Here is a 17002-nt window from a genome sequence, read left to right as displayed (position 1 = left end):
GCATACGTTGGCTGTCATCGATCGGTTCGGCAGGTGCACCCGATAGCGGGAGGATGGCATGAACCCGTACGAGGCTGATTTCGGCGATCGGCTCCTCAGCATGACCGCGACCGGCACCTCCCCGGACGGGCAGATCACCGCCACGATCTCCGGCGACATGAGCCTGCGGATCCGCTTCCGGCCGCGCGCCTACGAGTGGTACGACGAACCCGGCCTGAGCAGGCAACTCGCCGGTCTGGGGACGAACACCTGGGTGGCCTGGGAACGCGAACGCCGCGAGATCTTCCGCCTGGCGCAAGGCCTGAGCACCACCGAGGCCGCAGCCAATCGCCGCGAACGGCGCGACGACCGCTACGACCGTTACGCGGAGGGACTCCGTGCTCTGGAGTGTCAGGCTCTTTCACCATCTGAGGTATTGCACGTGCGAACGATCGGCGTGACCGAGTGGCACGTCGGCATCGAGCCCGGCACCCTGCAGCGATTTCGCGAGCCGGAGTTCGTACCGGAGCTGGTGTCCGCCTTCGCCGCTCTCGTCCGGGACCGGGAGCGCCGGTTGATCCTGCTCAAGGCTGAGCATTTCGACCTCGGCATCCCCCGGTCCTGGCGGGACCGCGCCCGCTAACGAGCGCGGACCGCGTCGTCCTCCTTGGCCATCGCGTCCTGGCGGGACGGCTCCTCCCGCAGGATGGCCGCGTTCAGCCACTCGTCGGGGATGGCGAAGGCGTCGACCAGGGTGCGCATGTGCGGGCGCAGTTCGCGCAGCAGGTCGTTGATCACGGCGGTGACGGTCTTGGAACGGGCCGGGGTGAGGCGGCCGTGTTCCAGGAACCAGGCCTTGTCGGCCTCGATGGTGGTCAGGGCGTACAGGTCGCAGAGTTTCGACAGCAGGGCCCGCGCGGACGGGTCGGTGGTGCGGTCGATGCCGGCGACGAACGCTTCCAGGGTGATCCGGTCGATGTGGGCGGTGGCGACGGCGAGCACGTGGTCCTGGACGTCGTTGAAGATGTCGAACGGCCGGTCCTTCTTGGTGGCGGCGCCCTTGCGGAGACGGCGGATCGCGCCGTCGAGCAGGTGTTTCTCCCGGTCCTCGAAGGCGGCGAGGTGCCAGCCGCGGTCGGTCACCGCGACCTCCTCGTCGCGGCCGGGGACGGCGCCGACCAGGCGCTGGATCAGCGAGCGGGCCGCTGTCCGCTCCAGCACCATCTCCCGGACCTGCTCGGCGACGAACGTCGCGCGGCCCCAGCCGTCGAGTGAGCCGAACGCGTCCCGGTAGCCGGTGAGCAGGCCTTTCGCGACGAGTTGCAGCAGCACCGTGTTGTCGCCTTCGAAGGTGGTGAAGACGTCGGTGTCGGCCTTGAGGCCGGGCAGCCGGTTCTCGGCGAGATATCCGGCGCCGCCGCACGCCTCCCGGCACATCTGGATGGTGGCGGTGGCGTTCCAGGTCTGGGCGGCTTTCAGGCCGGCGGCGCGGGATTCGAGTTCGCGCTGGCGGTGCTCGTCGGGTTCGGGGAGGGCGAAGACCTCGGCCATGGTGACGGCGAGTTCCTCCTGGGCGAAGGCGTACGCGTACGACCGCGCCAGCGCCGGAAGCAGTTTGCGCTGGTGTGCCAGGTAGTCGTTGAGCACCACTTCACGGTCGTCGCCGGGCCGGGTGAACTGGCGGCGGGTGTCGCCGTAGCGGACGGCGATGGTGAGCGCGTTGCGGGTGGCCGCGGAGGCGGCGGCGCCGACGGTGACCCGGCCGCGGACCAGGGTGCCGAGCATGGTGAAGAAGCGCCGGGTGTCGTTCTCGATGGTGCTGGTGTACGTGCCGTCCTCGGCGACCTGCCCGTACCGGTCCAGGAGCATGTCCCGCGGCACGATCACCTGGTCGAAGCTGAGCCTGCCGTTGTCGACGCCGAGCAGCCCGGCCTTGGGCCCGGCGTCGCCGATGGTGACGCCGGGCATCGGGTCGCCGTGCTCGTCGCGGATCGGCACCAGCCACGCGTGGACCCCGTACGACCGCCCGCCGGTGATCAACTGCGCGAAGACGACTGCCATCCGCCCGTCCCGCGCCGCGTTGCCGATGTAGTCCTTCCGGGCCGCCTCGTGCGGAGTGTTCAGGACGAAATGTCCGGCCTCCGGCGAGTACGTGCACGTCGTCCGCAACTGCTGGACGTCGGACCCGTGTCCCGTCTCGGTCATCGCGAAGCAGCCCATGAGGTCCGCCGAGATGATGTCGCGCAGGTACCGGTCGTGATGGCGGGCCGTCCCGAGCGCGACCACCGCCCCGCCGAACAGCCCCCACTGCACGCCGGCCTTGACCATCAGTGAGAGGTCGACCTGCCCGAGCATCTCGGCGGCGACCGTGGAGCCGCCCGGGTCGTCGGAGCCGCCGTAGCCGGCCGGGAACGCGGACGCGACCCCGACGTCGGTGGGCAGCGCGCGGATCAGCCGGCCGATCCGTTCCCGGGCCTGGTCACCGGCCTCGCCGGGAACGGTGACGAACTCGGCCCCGAGCGTGTCGCGCACGGCCTGGCGGATGTGCGCCCACCGGCCGTCGAGGACCTCGGTGAGGGACGCGGTAACCCCATTGATCATGGCGCTATATTACCCACGAGTAACCTATCCTGAACCTGGGACTCAGCATTTCGACCTATCGGCCGATAAGACCGATATGGGCAACTGGTCGGTGCGCTGGAAGATCAGCCTTCTCCTGGCGGTCAGCATCCTCCTGGCCGCCCTGCTGGGCGTGACCGCGCTGGTCAGCATCTCCCGGCTCTCCGACAGCGCGGCGAAACAGGACGACCTGCGCGAGTACGTGATCGTCCTGAACAAGCTGGAGATCGTCGCCACCAACGTCACCGGCATCGTCAACGCCAACCTCGCCTTCCCCGGGGACACCGCGCAGTTCATCGAGTTCAACAAGCCGACCATCGCCGCCGGTGATCAGATCGTGGCGGCCCTGCGGGCGCTGCCGCTCAGCGGGAGCGACAAGGCGGCCATCGACAAGCTGGGCACGGCCTGGGAGGAGTACCGGGACACCGCCACCGCGACGCAGGAGTCGCTGCGCACCGCGACCAAAGCGCAGCTCTACACCGCCGGCGAGTCGCTGTCCCAGGCCCGGGACGCGTTCGGCGCCGTCATCGGCGCGTCGGTCGACACCGCGAGCAAGCGCGCCGAGCAGGCCGAGACCGACCAGGCCGCGCTCGTCGACAGGACACGCTGGATCGTCGGCGTGGTGCTCGCGGTCGGCATCGCCGTCCTGGGCGTGGTCGGTTTCCTGATCGGGCGCGGCATCATCCCGCCGCTGCAGGCCGCGGTGCAGGCGCTGCGCCGGGTGGCGCAGCGCGACTACACGGTGGACGTGCCGGTACGCGGCCGGGACGAGATCGGCCAGATGTCCGAGGCGGTGAACGCCGCGGTCGCCGACATCCGCGACGCGATCAGCACGATCAGCGGGAACGCGTCGTCGCTGCGGGAGGCGTCGGTGCGGCTCACCGCGATCAGCGGCGACGTGAACGCGTCGTCGGAGCAGGCGTCCGGCCAGGCCGGCACGGTGTCCGACTCCAGCATGATGGTGACCGACCGGGTACGGGAGGCCGCGCAGGGCGCCGAGCAGATGACCGGCGCGATCCGGGAGATCGCCGGCAACACCAGCGCTGTCGCACAGATCGCCCAGGGCGCGGTGGAGACCGCCCAGCAGACCACCGACGCGATGTCGAAGCTGTCCGCGTCGACCGACGAGATCGGCAACGTGATCAAGCTGATCACCAGCATCGCCGAGCAGACGAACCTGCTCGCCCTGAACGCGACGATCGAGGCGGCCCGGGCCGGCGAGTCCGGCAAGGGGTTCGCCGTGGTGGCCAGCGAGGTCAAGGACCTGGCGCAGAACACCACCCGGGCCACCGAGGACATCGGCCAGCGGATCGAGGCGATCCAGAGCGACACCACGCACGCGATCGAGGCGATCGGCCGGATCGCCGACGTGATCAACGAGATCAACCAGTACCAGGCGAGCATCGCCGGCGCCGTCGAGGAGCAGACCGCCACCACCAACGAGCTGAGCCGCCTCTTCGACGACGCGGCCCAGGGCGCGGACTCGATCAACCGCTCGATCGAGCAGGTCGCCGCCACTGCCGCGCAGACCGCCGACGGCGCCACCTCGACCCGCCACGCCGCCGACGAGCTGGCGTCTTTGGCCACCAGCCTGACCGACGTGGTCTCCCGCTTCAAGATCAAGACCTAGGCTCTCGTACGCCGTGAGCCGCCCCCGCCGGAACCCACAGGCCCGTGACCCGCGGCGAGGTCACGGTCCGCGGTGGTTCTCCGGCTGGTTGTCAGGGCTGTCTCAGCCCTGACAACCAGCCGGGAGAGACCCCACTCACATGCCGTCGCCGGACCACTCCCCCCGCGACCGGGACCGGACCGGCAGTGACGACAGGATCGGGTGGACGTGGCCGTCGTGCTCGTCGTAGTTCTCCGCGTGGCCGCCGAATCTCACCCACTCCTCGGTGGTGTACCAGTTCGTCAGCTCGCCGTCGGACCGCAGGATCCAGTCGATCTCGGTCTCGGCGACGAAGTGCCCGTGCTTGACCCGGGCCGGCCGGAAACAGTACGTACCCTCGTCGATGTCCCCGAAGTTGTACGCCATCCGCCCGGCCAGGGTGTAGAACTCCTCGTAGCACGGGTGGTGCGCGAGCCGGTGGTCGGTCCAGCCCTGCGGCGCCCGGATCAGCCGGGTGTAGAAGCCGGTCTTCGGGTCCCGGTGCAGCAGCTTGATGTAGAGCGGCGTGAGCGGCCCGGCCGACGGCGCCTCGGTCCACTCCATCGTCTGCGCGTCCATCACGGTGACGCCCTCGGTGGATTCCGGCGAGGCCGTGGCCGCGGCCTGGTTCAATGACGTGTACGGGTCGAAGCCGCAGTCGCCGTACTCCCGCCAGTGCAGCACCCGCGACCCCTCCCGGATCCTGAGCCAGTCCATCGCCGTACCCTTGGGCACCTGGACGTAGCCGCCGGCGCCCAGTTCCCGGCCGCCGTACCGAAGGGAGCCTTCGACCACGTAGAACTCGGTGTCGGCGTGCACGATGCCGGCGCTGCGCCCCCAGTCGGCGGTGGCGTGCAGCGACAGCGACGACGAGCCGTCCTCCTCGTCGGTGGACAGCCGGCGCTCCAGGATGCGGCCTTCGCCGTACGGCAGCTCGCCGGTGTGGGAGATGTAGTCGTCTTCGTGGATCAATTCCACGTGTGCCCTCACGGCGTACTCCTCAGCTCGCGTTTCAGAATCTTGCCGGCGGCGTTGCGGGGCAGCGCCGGAACCGCTCGGTACTGCTTGGGGATCTTGAAACCGGCCAGTCTCGACCGTAGAAAGGACTCCAGTTCCCCGGCCGGCGCCCGCCCGACGTAGTAGGCGACGACCCGCTCGCCCCACCTGTCGTCCGGCTCGCCGACGACCGCGCACTCGACGATCGACGGGTGGGTGAGCAGGACCTCCTCGACGTCGCGGGGGTACACGTTCACGCCGCCCGTGATGATCACGTCCTTGACCCGGTCGACGATCGAGATGAAGCCCTCCTCGTCACGGGTCACGATGTCGCCGGAGGTGAGGAAGCCGTCAGCGGTGGTGCAGGCGGCGGTCGCGGCCGGGTTGCCGTGGTAGCCGTTCATCAGATACGGCGACCGGCTGTACAACTCCCCCGGCTGGCCCGGCGCGACCTCGGCGCCGTCCGGCCCGACGATCCGGACCCGGGTGCCGAACCACGGGTGCCCGACCGTCCCGGCCTTGCGGCGGGCGTCCGGCGGCCGCAGGTTGGTGATCACGCCGGCCTCGGTGGAGCCGTACAGCTCGTGCACGCCGACACCCGGGAACGCCTCGAACACCCACTCCTTGAGCGCCTTGGGCAGGGCGGCCGCGTTGAAGTACAGCGTGTCCAGCGTCGGCAGCTCCGGCGCCTTCTCCAGCGCGTCCTTGATCAATCGGGCGTGGGTGGGCACCAGGAACACCGACTGGGCGCCGTCCCGCCGGATCAGATCGAGCAGGGTGTCCGGCTGGAACGAGCGCAGCATGCTGACCGTCGCCCCGCAGTGGACGGCGGCGTAGGCGAAGGCGAACCCGGCGCCGTGATACATCGGGGCGACCGCGACGGTCCGCCGGCCCGGGCCGATCCCCCACTCCAGCGCCGTGGCATAGAAGGTGAGCGACCGGGAACGGTGCGAGATCAGCACACCCTTCGGGTCGCCGGTGGTGCCCGCCGTGTACGCGATACAGAACGGGTCCCGCTCGTCCACCGCGATCCACGGATCCACCGCCCGGGAGCCGCCGAGCCACGCCTCGTACTCCGGCCCGATCGTCACGACGCGCCCCGCGAACGCCTCCGGCACCGCGACAGCCGGCGCGGGGTCGGCGATCAGCACCGACGCGCCGGAATGCTGGAGTATGAACGCGACCTCCGGGGCGGTGAGCCGTGGATTGACCGGCACCAGGACCAGGCCCGCCTTGGCGACGCCCGCGGCGATCTCCGGGTACTCCAGGCGGTTGCCGCAGAGCAGGGCCACCCGGTCCCCGTACGCCAGCCCGGCCGTGAGAAGTCCGCAGGCGAGCCGTGAGGACCGCTCGTCGAGGGCGCCGTACCTCAGTTCCCGGTTCCCGTCACGCACCGCGATCGCGTCCGGGGTGGCCCGGCCGAACTCGCGCACGCCGCCGGCGATCGTCAGATCCGCACCTCCGGGCCGCAACATGCCCCGAATGGAAACACCGTTTCCATCACAAGCGCAAGAGCCGCGATCGCCGGCCGTCGCCCAGCCCTCCTACCCCAGCCCGAAAACCGGCCTGCGCGACGGCCGCCGACCTCAGCCGTCGCCCAGCCCGCCAACCCCAACCCGAAAACCAGCCCGCACGACGGCCGGCAACCCCAGCCGTCACCCAGCCCGCCAACCCCAACCCGAAAACCAGCCCCCACGACGGCCGGCAACCCCAGCCGTCGCCCAACCCGCCAACCCCAACCCGAAAACCAGCCCCCACGACGGCCGGCAACCCCAGCCGTCGCCCAACCCGCCAACCCCAACCCGAAAACCGGGCTGAACGACGGCCGGCGGGGAGCTGTTCAGCGGGAACGGGCGGGAAAGTCACCCGCCCGGCCGAGCTGCGCCGGGACTGCGGCTAGCCCGAGCCGCGACCCGATCCAGGCACCGGTCGCGGCGGCAGCCGTCACGTCCACGCCGGCCTTCACGGCGGAACGGTTGAGCAGATACGCCAGATCCTCCGTGGCGATGTTGCCGGTGGCCGCGGGCGCGAACGGGCACCCCCCGATCCCGCCCAGGCTGGCGTCGAGCGCGGCGAAACCGGCGTTCACGGCCGCTGTCGCGTTGGCGTACCCCGTATTGCGAGTGTTGTGGAAGTGCGCGCGCAGCGGCACGCCCGCCGCAACCGCCCGCACCGCCGCCGCCAGCTCGGCGACCTGAACCGGCACTCCCACGCCGATGGTGTCGGCCAGGCAGATCTCATCCAGCGGACCGGCTTCGCCCACGATGTCCCGCACCCGGGAAACCGGCACTTCCCCCGTGAACGGGCAACCGAACGCCGCCCCAACCGTCAATGTCACGAAAAATCCGGCATCGCGTGCGCGGGTGGCGACAGCGCGGAACGCCTCGATCGACGCGGCGGTGGACATCCCCTGATTACGGCGGGAGAACTCGTCACTGGCGACAACTACATAATTGATCTCGTCAGGCCGCGCCGCCCCCAGCGCCAGCGCCCGGTCGAGCCCTCTGCCGTTGAGCACGAGCGCCGCATACCGGACCTCCGGCGACCGCGGCACGGCCCGCAGCACGTCCTCGGCGTCGGCCATCTGCGGCACAAGATCGGGCCGGGCGAACGCGGCGACCTCGATCCGGCGCAGCCCGGCCGCGACGGCCCGGGCGACGTATTCGACCTTGACCGGGGCCGGCAGCACCCGCTTCTCGTTCTGCAGCCCGTCCCGCGGCCCGACCTCGACGATCTCCACGCCGGCGCCTCTCGTTCCATCTAGCGAAACAACGTTTCCCAAGTATAGGGTGGCCTCGTGACCGCGCCACTGTCTGACATCCGCGTCCTGGAAACCGGAACGCTGCTCGCCGGCCCGTTCTGCGGGCAACTCCTCGGCGACTTCGGGGCCGAAGTGATCAAGCTGGAGGATCCCGGCCGCGGCGACCCGATGCGGCAGTGGGGCCGGGAGAAACCGCACGGTCAGTCCCTGTGGTGGCCGGTGGTCGCCCGCAACAAGAAGTCGGTCACCTGCAACCTGCGCACCGAGGAGGGTCAGCAGCTGGTCCGCCGCCTGGTCGAGCGGTCGGACGTGCTGCTGGAGAACTTCCGCCCGGGCACCCTGGAGCGCTGGGGCCTCTCCTACGAGGAGCTGTCCACGATCAACCCCCGATTGATTCTGGTACGGGTGACCGGCTACGGCCAGACCGGCCCCTACGCCCCTCGCGCCGGCTTCGGGTCGATCGGTGAGGCGATGGGCGGGCTGCGGTACGTGACCGGTGAAGCCGACCGCGCCCCGTCCCGGTCCGGCATCTCGATCGGCGACTCGCTCGCCGCCACGTACGCCGCGTTCGGCACGCTCGCCGCCCTGCACGCCCGCGAACGCACCGGCCGCGGCCAGGTCGTCGACTCGGCGATCTACGAGGCGGTGCTCGCCATGATGGAGTCGCTGATCCCGGAGTGGGGCGTCGCCGGTTACCGCCGCGAGCGCACCGGCCCGATCCTGCCGAACGTCGCGCCCAGCAACGTCTACCCCACCGCCGACGGCTCGGACGTGCTGATCGCCGCCAACCAGGACACCGTGTTCCGCCGTCTCGCCGACGTGATGGAGCGGCCCGACCTGCCGGCCGACCCGCGGTACGCGACCCACGGCGCCCGCGGCGAACATCAGGCCGAACTCGACGACATCATCGCCACCTGGACCGCGACGGTCCCGTCGGCGAAACTGCTGTCGCTGCTGCACGGGTCGGGCGTGCCGGCCGGCGGCATCTACACCGCCGAGGACATCATCGACGACCCGCACGTGCGGGCCCGGGAGGCGGTCATCGAGGTCGGCCACCCCGACTTCGGCACGGTCCCGATGCAGAACGTGGCCCCTCGCCTGTCCGGCACCCCCGGCGCGGTGAGATGGGCGGGCCCGGCGCTCGGCTCGCACAACGACGAGATCTACCAGGGCCTGCTCGGCCTCTCCCCGGAGCAGCTCACCGAACTGGCGAGCCGCGGGATCGTCTGATGTCCGGGCTCGCCGACGACTACGCGAACGCCGGTTTCGCCCGCCGTCTCGGCTGGGGCGAACGGCCCGCGGTGTTGCTGGTCGACCCGGCGCTGGCGTACACCGACCCGCACTCGCCGCTGTTCCTCGCCACCGGACAGCGGGCCGCCGGCGCGATGGCGGAACTGGCCGCCGCCGCCCGCGCCGCCGGTGTTCCGGTCCTGTGGACGTCGGTCCGCTTCGCCGACGAGTCCTGTTCGGAGGCGCCGCTGTTCGCCGCGAAGGTCCCGGCGCTGAGGGTCTTCGCCGCCGGCAACCCGCTCGGCCGTTTCGCGCCCCCGCTCTCCCCCGGCCCCGGCGAGCAGGTGATCGTCAAGCACTACGCGAGCGCCTTCGCCGGCACCCCGCTGGCCGCCTGGCTCTCGTCGCACTCGATCGACACCCTGGTCATCGGCGGTTTCTCGACCTCCGGCTGTATCCGCGCCTCCGCCCTGGACGCCCTGCAGCACGGCTTCCGCCCGATCGTCGTCCGCGACGCCTGCGCCGACCGCGCCCCCGCCCCTCACGACCACAACCTGTTCGACCTGAACGCCAAATACGCCGACGTCGTCTCCCTGGCGGAAACCCTGAAAACCTTGCGGCGTACGCCGTGAGCCGCCCCGCCCGGCTGGTCTGCCGGAGACAGCCACCACAACCAGCCCTCAGCGCCGGATCTTGCTCGGCTGGCCGTCAGTGCTGTCTCGACCGGCCGGAGACAGCACTGACAACCAGCCGGAGAAACCCAAGCTGGTCCTCATGGCTGCCTCGGCTCGGGTGCGGGCTACCACTTCTCCGGGGCGGATGGGCAGGTCGAGTCCGTCCACGGCGGTGACCGTGCCGAACCGTTTGACCACGCCGTCCAGATCCACGGCCGGCTGCCCCGTGCCGGCGGCCGCGATATCGGTTGAAGCGGTGAGCGACATGCATCGACCCTGACCGCCGCCGGGCGCCCGTTCCCACGCCGTCCGTCACGTTCCACCCATGACAGATGTCAGGGCTTCCTCGTTGCATGTATCTGGTAGAAATATCTGGCAGATATAAGGAGGGGTGACGATGGCGCGGTCCAGCCAGACCCAGATGGCGGTGCTCGGCGGCCTGAGCATCGAGCCGATGACCGCCTACGCGTTGCGGGAGGCGATCCGGGACGTGCTCGGGCATTTCTGGAGCGAGAGCTTCGGCCAGATCTACCCGGCGCTGCAGGCGCTCGAGGAGGCGGGCCATGTGCGGCGGCGTGACGGGCAGCGGGCCCGGTCCTCGGTCTTCGAGATCACCGGCTCCGGCACGGCCCGGCTGGTCGAGATGCTCACCGAGCCGATCCGGGACACGCCCCCGCGCGACGGCCTGCTGCTGCGGCTGTTCTTCGGCCGCACGCTCGGGCGCGAGCGATGCCGCACGTTGCTGCGGGCGGCGCGCGACGAGGCCACTGCCAAGCTTGCGGAGTACGAGTCCCTGCACGCCCAGTTGAGCGCCGCCGAGGCCGGCACCCCCGATTGGCCGTTCATCGAGCTGACCGTCCGCGCCGGGATCCACGGCGCGCGGTCCACGGTGGCCTGGGCCGACGAGTCCCTCGCCGCGCTGGACGGGGAGTCGTCGTGAGGGCCCGGATCAACTTCGCGCTCTTCGCCCTGGCCGTGATCGGCACCGGCTGGCTCGGCGTCGCCGTCGACCGGGCGGCCGGTGTGGAGACCGCCACCGGCACCGCCACGAGCGCGGGCGGCGGCACCACCGGCATGCTGTTCTTCCTGCTCGGCCCGGTGGCCGCGGCGGTGGTCCTGTATTTCTCCGGGCGGAGCGCCGACGGTGGCGGGCCGCTCGGCCTCAGCCCTCGGGCGCCGATCCGCTGGTACGCCGGCGCCGCCCTGTTCTACCCTCTGGCCACCCTGATCTCGGTCGGCCTCGGCGTGGCGACCGGCCTGGTCACGGTCACCGGCCGGCCCGGCTTCGCCGCCGCGTTCCTGACCGTCTTCGCCGTGCAGCTGGTCAAGAACCCGATCGAGGAGTTCGTGTTCCGCGGTTACGGCACCCGGACGGCGCTGGCCATGGGCCTGCGCGGCCGTCTCGTCCCGCACCTGCTGGCCGGCGCGGTCTGGGCGCTCTGGCACGTCCCGCTCTATCTGGTGTGGACGTCGGCGGCCGACATGCGCCTGGTCACCTCCCTGCCGATGACCCTGTTCCTGCCGCTGATGCTGGCCGGGCTGCTGGCCGCGTCGGTGCTCTACGGCGAGATCCGTCACCGGACCGGCTCGATCTGGCCGGGCGTGCTGATGCACAGCGTGTGCAACGCGATCGCCACCCCGCTGATGGTCGACGGGTACCTGCGCTTCGCGGGTCACAGCGACGCCGTGTTCTCCCCGGTCGCCGCGTCGATCGTGCTGACCGTGCTGACCGCGGCGGCGGGCCTGCTGGTGGCCCGCCGCCGGACCCGATCGTTGGTGGCCGTCAATTGAGGGTCTGGATCACGTTGCCGGCGAGCAGGCTCTGGTAGTACGTGCCGCCCGGGTAGTAGGTCGCGGTGGTCGTCCCGGCCACCGCGTCGGAGGCCCAGTTGATCGCGAGGGTCTGCAGCGCGGTGACGTTGCGGGCCTTGGAGGCGCCGCCGGTGAGGGTGCACAGCCAGTTGGTGGTGGAGCCTTCGGCGTCACAGTGCGAGCCGGTGGTGAGCCGGACCCCGAGGAACGGCCGGTCGACCCGGTTGACGAGTTCCACGGTGCCGCTGGCGTTGCTGTTGGAGAGGTACGGCGGCGAGGAGATCGCGGTGATCGGCAGCGACGTGCCGTTGAGGCCGGTCAGGCCGTCGGCCATGTTGGTGCCGGACGGCGACTTCACCGGGTCGAGCAGCTGCAGGTACTTCAGGTTGGCGAAGGTCGCCGGGAACGTGGTGCGCAGCCGGTTGGCGATGTAGGTGACCGCGTCGCCGCCTGCCGAGTGCCCGGCGATGACCAGCGGGGCGGGCAGGGTGCTGCCGGCCCGCCCGGCGGTGGTGGCGGCCGCCGCGTAGCTGACGGCCAGGGCCTTGGCCGGGTCGGTCGCCTCCCCGAAGAGGGCGGCCACCCCGTTGAGGAACGCCGGGTTGCCGCCGGTGTTGTTGACCGTGCAGCCGTTGCCGTTGGACGACGGCAGGGTCGGCGCGAACACCAGGAAGCCCGCGGCCTGGTACCGGCGGGCCAGGGCGAACAGGTTGCTGTTCGCGCGGGAGAAGCCGTGCTGCAGGTAGACCAGGGCCTTCGGGCCGGTGGTGTCGGGGAAGAACCAGTCGGCGTCCTGGTTCAGGGTGCCGGACCCGCAGGGCAGGGTGATCGAGCCGTCGACCTCGGCGGTGGCGGCCGACGCCGGCGACGGAGTGGCGGCGAGGACGCCGGTGGACAGGATCAACGCCAGGAAGACACGGCGCAGGGACAGGGACACGGGACCTCCATTGGTCAGCCGTAACACTCTCCGAAACAGTGTTTCCATTAGCTGTCATCGATGTCTGCCTGTCAAGGCGCACGAAGAACCCGGCGCCCCACGGACGCCGGGTCTCGGGAGTGCGCTCAGTCCTCGTAGCGCGGCACCACCAGCGGGTGCCGCTCCTCGTCGCGGGCGGCGATGCCGGCCATCGACCGCAGGTACTGGCGACGGGTGATCTCCCCGTCCAGCAGTTGGGCGCAGAGCACGCCTTCCAGGCTCTCCGGCGCGAAGAGGGCCTCCGGGACGGTCAGCTCCGCCTCGGCGGACACGTCCGCCCGCACCCCACGCACCGCGAGGACGCAGGCGGCGGCCAGGACCAGGATGAGGAGGGACAGGATCAGCATTGCCACCGCCTTGTCGGTTCACCGCGGGACGCTCGTGGCCCCGCCTGCCAGAGAGAACGGATGACAGGGCGTGTCGGTTCGACGATTTCCGTCACGGACCGTGAATCACTTTCAGTCCGGGACACGACACGAACGGCGTACGAGGTATGCCCGGTTCTTGGTAATTTTCGCTATCTTTCTGCGGTGACTGGAAAGCGTGCTATATCCCGTCTGCCGGATTATGACGGCTTCAGTCGGCTCGCCGGCGATCCCCAGCCCGTCCCGGACGGAGACGACTACCAGGTCCGGCTGCAACCACTGACCCGGCGCCGCCCGATCCGGTCCACCCTGATCGCGGCGTTCGCGTTCGCCTTCGAGAGCACCTTCTTCGGCTGGCTGCTGGCCAAGGTGGAGCTTCCCGACCGGCGCATGCAGACCGCCCTCTTCCTGGTCACCGTCTTCATGATCGCCGCGACCGCGCTGATCGAGCTGTTCCGTCTGGTCAACGTCGTCACGCTGTGCCTGGCGACGCTGCGGGCGCGGGATCCGATCCCGGTTCCGCCGGACGAGCGGCTGCGGGTCGCGTTCCTGACCACGATCGTGCCCGGCAAGGAGCCGATCGAGATGGTGGAACGGACGTTGCGGGCGGCGACCCGGATCCGGCACGCCGGGCGGTACCACGTCTGGCTGCTGGACGAGGGCAACGATCCCGAGGTCAAGGAGATGTGCCGGCGGGTGGGGGTCCACCACTTCAGCCGCAAGGGGGTGCCGGACTGGAACACCGCGGCGGGCGCGTTCAAGGCGAAGACCAAGCACGGCAACTACAACTCGTGGATGGACCGGCACGGCGGCGAGTACGACGTGTTCGTCTCGGTCGACCCGGACCACGTGCCGCTGCCGAACTTCTGCGAGCGGCTGCTCGGCTACTTCCGCGACCCCGATGTGGCGTTCGTGATCGGGCCGCAGATCTACGGCAACTACGACAACGTGATCACCAAGTGGGCCGAGTCGCAGCAGTACCTGTTCCACTCGCTGCTGCAGCGGGCCGGCAACCGCCTCGGGATCCCGATGCTGGTGGGGACGAACAACGCCGTACGCATCAAGGCCCTGCAATCGATCGGGGGCCTGCAGGACTCGATCACCGAGGACATGGCGACCAGCCTGGCCCAGCACGCCTCGCGCAATCCGGCGACCGGCCGGCGCTGGCGCTCGGTCTACACCCCGGACGTGCTCGCCGTCGGTGAGGGCCCGTCCTCCTGGACCGACTACTTCAGCCAGCAGCATCGCTGGTCGCGCGGCACCGACGAGGTGTGCGTGGCCGGTTTCGCGAAGATGATCCACCGCTTGGGGGTACGCCGTGCGCTGCACTACGCGCTGCTGATGGCGTACTACCCGCTGACCGCCGTGGCGTGGCTGCTCGGCGCCGCCACCGCCGTCTTCCACGTGCTGCTCGGCGTCAAGGGCGTGCAGGTCCCGCAGCAGGTGTGGCTGATGCTGTACGTGGACGCCGCGCTGTTCCAGGTCGGTCTCTACATCTGGAACCGGCGGCACAACGTGAGCCCGCACGAGGAGGCCGGGTCGTCCGGCCTGACCGGGATGCTGCTGTCGACGTTGTGCGCGCCGATCTACGTCACCTCGTTCCTGCAGTCGGTGCTGCGCCGTACCGCCGGTTTCGTGGTGACGCCGAAGGGCGACTCGGCGAGCCCGGACTCACTGCTGACCTTCCGTACCCATCTGCGGTGGGCGGCCTTCTACGCCGTCCTGCTGGTCGTCGCCGCGTTCACCGGCCACGCACACGGCTTCATGTGGCTGTGGCCGTCGCTCAACCTGGCCCTCTGCCTCACCCCGCCGGCCATCTGGGCGGCACAGGCGCTCGGCCGGTCCCGCGCGAAACCCGCGCCCACCCCGCTCGACGAGGAGAAGGACATCCTGATGGAGATCGCCGCATGACACCGCGGAGAAGGCCCAGCATCGCCCGCCGGGTGCTGACCATGCTGGTGATGATGCCGCTGATGGCGGCGGTGGCGGTGGTGAACAAACCGATCGTCGGTCTCGCCGCCGACCGGTACCACGAGTTCACCATCAACCGGGACTCCTACAAGCAGAAGTTCGGCCACTGGTCGCTGCTGCGGGTGCCGGCGGAGTTCCGGATCAACGCCATTCACGCCGCGATGCTGCGTACCGGAAAGGTCCTGATCATCGCGGGTTCCGGCAACAACCGGGACAATTTCGAGGCCGGCACGTTCCGCACGATCCTGTGGGATCCGCGCACCGACGCGTTCACCGACGTGCCCACCCCGACCGACCTGTTCTGCGCCGGGCACACGTTCCTGGCGAACGGCAACCTGCTGGTGGCCGGCGGCACCAAGTCGTACGAGGTCCTGGAAGCCGACATCACCCACGCCGCCGGCGTCATGAAGATCAAGAACGAGTCGCCGGACTTCGGGGCGCGCAGGTTCGCCAAGGGCACCCGGTTCGTCGCGGCGAACGGCCACGAGTACCTGAGCCGGGCCGACGTGACGGTGCCGGCCGCCACCAAGATGACCCACGGCGCGCACACGATGGTGCACGCCGGCGAGGCCGAGGTGTGGGTGGACGCCGTCGACGAGGGCGACGGGCCGATCGTTCGGCAGCCGGCCCAGTACGCGATCCAGGGCCTGACCGGCAACGACGCCCGCAACCTGTACGGCATCGCGGAGAAGATCACCCGGGAGAAGCAGGAGTACGGCGGGGACAGGACGACGTACGAGTTCGACCCGGTCGCGGAACGCTACGTGCGGACCGGTGACATGATCGAGCACCGCTGGTACCCGACCCTGGCCACCATGCCGGACGGTGACATCCTGGCGGTGTCCGGGCTGGACGAGTTCGGCCGGATGCTGCCCGGCGTCAACGAGCGCTACCAGGTCGGCAAGAAGAAGTGGGTGCCCGCGCCGAAACTCCGGCGGGTGTTCCCCACGTACCCCGCGCTGTTCCTGACCGAGAACGAGAAGCTGTTCTTCTCCGGGTCGAACGCCGGGTACGGCTCGGACACCGAGGGCCGCACCCCCGGCCTGTGGGACGTGGAGAAGAACACGTTCCAGAACGTGCCCGGTCTCGAGGACGCGGCGATGACCGAGACCAGCGCGTCGGTGCTGCTGCCGCCGGCCCAGCGGCAGAAGGTGATGATCCTCGGCGGCGGCGCCGTCGGTGACTCGCCGGTGTCCACGGCCCGGACCGCGATCGCCGATCTGAGCGAGAAGCAGCCGCGGTACCGGACCGGACCGGACCTGCCGGCGCCCACCCGCTACCTCAACACCGTGGTGCTGCCCGACGACACCGTGTTCACCAGCGGCGGGTCGTCGGGGTACCGGGGCGGGCCGTACCAGGGCCGTAACCGCAGCGACCTGCTGACCGCGCACCTGTACGACCCGGCGCGTGAGGAGTTCCGGGAGGCGGCGGCGCCCAGCGTGGGCCGCAACTACCACTCCGAGGCGCTCCTGCTGCCGGACGGTCGGGTGGTCACCATGGGCAGCGACCCGATCTACGACTCGACCGGGAAGAACCCGGGGAAATTCGAGCAGCGGATCGAGATCTACAGCCCGCCCTACCTGTTCCAGGGCGACCGGCCGGAGATCGACGGCGGGCCGCGGACGGTGGAGCGGGGCCGCAAGGTCCAGTTCGCCACCCGGGACGGGCATCAGATCAAGAGCGCTCGCCTGGTACGGCCCAGCGCCGTCACCCACGGCACCGACGTGGACCAGCGGTCGGTCGAGGTGGGGGTACGCCGCACCCCCGGCGGGGTGAGCATCGCCGTCCCGAAGTCCCCCGGCCTGGTCCCCGCCGGCTGGTACATGCTCTTCGTGATCGACGACAAGGGCATCCCCTCGAAGGCCCGCTGGGTAAAGGTCGGCTAAAGCGTGTTGAGTTCGGGCGCGTAGGACGGCCGAACTCAACACGCCTTGAGTGTGTTGAGTTCGGGCGCGTAGGACGGCCGAACTC

General features: G+C 70.3%; 15 protein-coding genes. 8 read left to right on the top strand and 7 right to left on the bottom strand.

All coding sequences use genetic code 11. The annotated features are described in order from the left end of the window. Positions 1-58 precede the first annotated feature (58 nt). Entirely contained in the window at positions 59-622 is a 564-nt protein-coding gene (locus tag ACZ3II_RS17680; RefSeq protein WP_465518713.1) for a hypothetical protein, read from the top strand. Here the strand turns inward: ACZ3II_RS17680 and ACZ3II_RS17675 are convergent. After that, entirely contained in the window at positions 619-2580 is a 1962-nt protein-coding gene (locus ACZ3II_RS17675; protein WP_465518712.1) for an acyl-CoA dehydrogenase family protein, read from the bottom strand. The genes ACZ3II_RS17680 and ACZ3II_RS17675 overlap by 4 nt on opposite strands. Positions 2581-2656: 76 nt before the next feature. Between ACZ3II_RS17675 and ACZ3II_RS17670 the strand changes: the two genes are divergently transcribed. Beyond that, positions 2657-4228 (top strand): methyl-accepting chemotaxis protein, encoded by a 1572-nt coding sequence (locus ACZ3II_RS17670; RefSeq protein ID WP_465518711.1) that lies wholly within the window; start codon positions 2657-2659, stop codon positions 4226-4228. 135 nt (positions 4229-4363) lie between these two features. Here the strand turns inward: ACZ3II_RS17670 and ACZ3II_RS17665 are convergent, their stop codons facing one another. The 3 genes from ACZ3II_RS17665 to ACZ3II_RS17655 all read right to left on the bottom strand — a co-directional run bounded on the left by ACZ3II_RS17665 (position 4364) and on the right by ACZ3II_RS17655 (position 7982). Next, positions 4364-5236, bottom strand: a complete 873-nt coding sequence (locus tag ACZ3II_RS17665; protein WP_465518710.1) for a DUF4437 domain-containing protein — start codon at positions 5234-5236, stop codon at positions 4364-4366. Beyond that, positions 5233-6717 carry a class I adenylate-forming enzyme family protein gene (locus ACZ3II_RS17660; RefSeq protein WP_465518709.1) on the bottom strand — a complete coding sequence of 495 codons (1485 nt, stop codon included), beginning with the start codon at positions 6715-6717 and terminating at the stop codon, positions 5233-5235. Before ACZ3II_RS17660 ends, ACZ3II_RS17665 begins: the two co-directional genes overlap by 4 nt. Positions 6718-7082: 365 nt before the next feature. After that, complete coding sequence (locus ACZ3II_RS17655) at positions 7083-7982, bottom strand: hydroxymethylglutaryl-CoA lyase (RefSeq protein ID WP_465518708.1); 900 nt, start codon at positions 7980-7982, stop codon at positions 7083-7085. 57 nt (positions 7983-8039) lie between these two features. Between ACZ3II_RS17655 and ACZ3II_RS17650 the strand changes: the two genes are divergently transcribed. Together ACZ3II_RS17650 and ACZ3II_RS17645 are read left to right on the top strand one after the other, a co-directional pair. Then, the gene (locus ACZ3II_RS17650; protein ID WP_465518707.1) at positions 8040-9233 is read left to right on the top strand and encodes a CaiB/BaiF CoA transferase family protein; all 1194 of its coding nucleotides are present in this window, start codon (positions 8040-8042) and stop codon (positions 9231-9233) included. Continuing rightward, positions 9233-9865, top strand: coding sequence for an isochorismatase family protein (locus ACZ3II_RS17645; protein WP_465518706.1), 633 nt, complete (start codon positions 9233-9235; stop codon positions 9863-9865). The genes ACZ3II_RS17650 and ACZ3II_RS17645 overlap by 1 nt, the downstream gene beginning before the upstream one ends. A gap of 48 nt (positions 9866-9913) precedes the next feature. On the opposite strand, the gene ACZ3II_RS17640 is transcribed toward ACZ3II_RS17645, so the two are convergent. Then, complete coding sequence (locus ACZ3II_RS17640; RefSeq protein ID WP_465518705.1) at positions 9914-10174, bottom strand: hypothetical protein; 261 nt, start codon at positions 10172-10174, stop codon at positions 9914-9916. Between the two features lie 130 nt (positions 10175-10304). Here ACZ3II_RS17640 and ACZ3II_RS17635 point away from each other — a divergent pair, with 130 nt between their 5' ends. Both ACZ3II_RS17635 and ACZ3II_RS17630 read left to right on the top strand, forming a co-directional pair. Beyond that, a complete protein-coding gene (locus ACZ3II_RS17635; RefSeq protein WP_465518704.1) occupies positions 10305-10847 on the top strand; it encodes a PadR family transcriptional regulator in 543 nt (180 codons plus the stop codon). Continuing rightward, positions 10844-11698: a CPBP family glutamic-type intramembrane protease gene (locus ACZ3II_RS17630; protein ID WP_465518703.1), complete on the top strand. Its 855-nt coding sequence runs from the start codon at positions 10844-10846 to the stop codon at positions 11696-11698. The genes ACZ3II_RS17635 and ACZ3II_RS17630 overlap by 4 nt, the downstream gene beginning before the upstream one ends. Here the strand turns inward: ACZ3II_RS17630 and ACZ3II_RS17625 are convergent. Both ACZ3II_RS17625 and ACZ3II_RS17620 read right to left on the bottom strand, forming a co-directional pair. Beyond that, positions 11691-12656, bottom strand: coding sequence for an alpha/beta fold hydrolase (locus tag ACZ3II_RS17625; protein ID WP_465518702.1), 966 nt, complete (start codon positions 12654-12656; stop codon positions 11691-11693). The two genes, ACZ3II_RS17630 and ACZ3II_RS17625, sit on opposite strands and share 8 nt — an antisense overlap. A 125-nt stretch (positions 12657-12781) precedes the next feature. Further along, positions 12782-13042: a hypothetical protein gene (locus tag ACZ3II_RS17620; RefSeq protein WP_465518927.1), complete on the bottom strand. Its 261-nt coding sequence runs from the start codon at positions 13040-13042 to the stop codon at positions 12782-12784. 183 nt (positions 13043-13225) lie between these two features. Between ACZ3II_RS17620 and ACZ3II_RS17615 the strand changes: the two genes are divergently transcribed. Both ACZ3II_RS17615 and glxA read left to right on the top strand, forming a co-directional pair. After that, positions 13226-14971 (top strand): glycosyltransferase family 2 protein, encoded by a 1746-nt coding sequence (locus ACZ3II_RS17615; protein WP_465518701.1) that lies wholly within the window; start codon positions 13226-13228, stop codon positions 14969-14971. Continuing rightward, positions 14968-16917, top strand: coding sequence for a radical copper oxidase GlxA (gene glxA, locus ACZ3II_RS17610; RefSeq protein ID WP_465518700.1), 1950 nt, complete (start codon positions 14968-14970; stop codon positions 16915-16917). Before ACZ3II_RS17615 ends, glxA begins: the two co-directional genes overlap by 4 nt. Positions 16918-17002 lie beyond the last annotated feature (85 nt).

It is taken from the genome of Actinoplanes sp. NPDC019969 (assembly GCF_055562375.1).
Note: the sequence above shows the minus strand (reverse complement) of the source record. Positions and strands in the feature narration are given on the sequence as shown.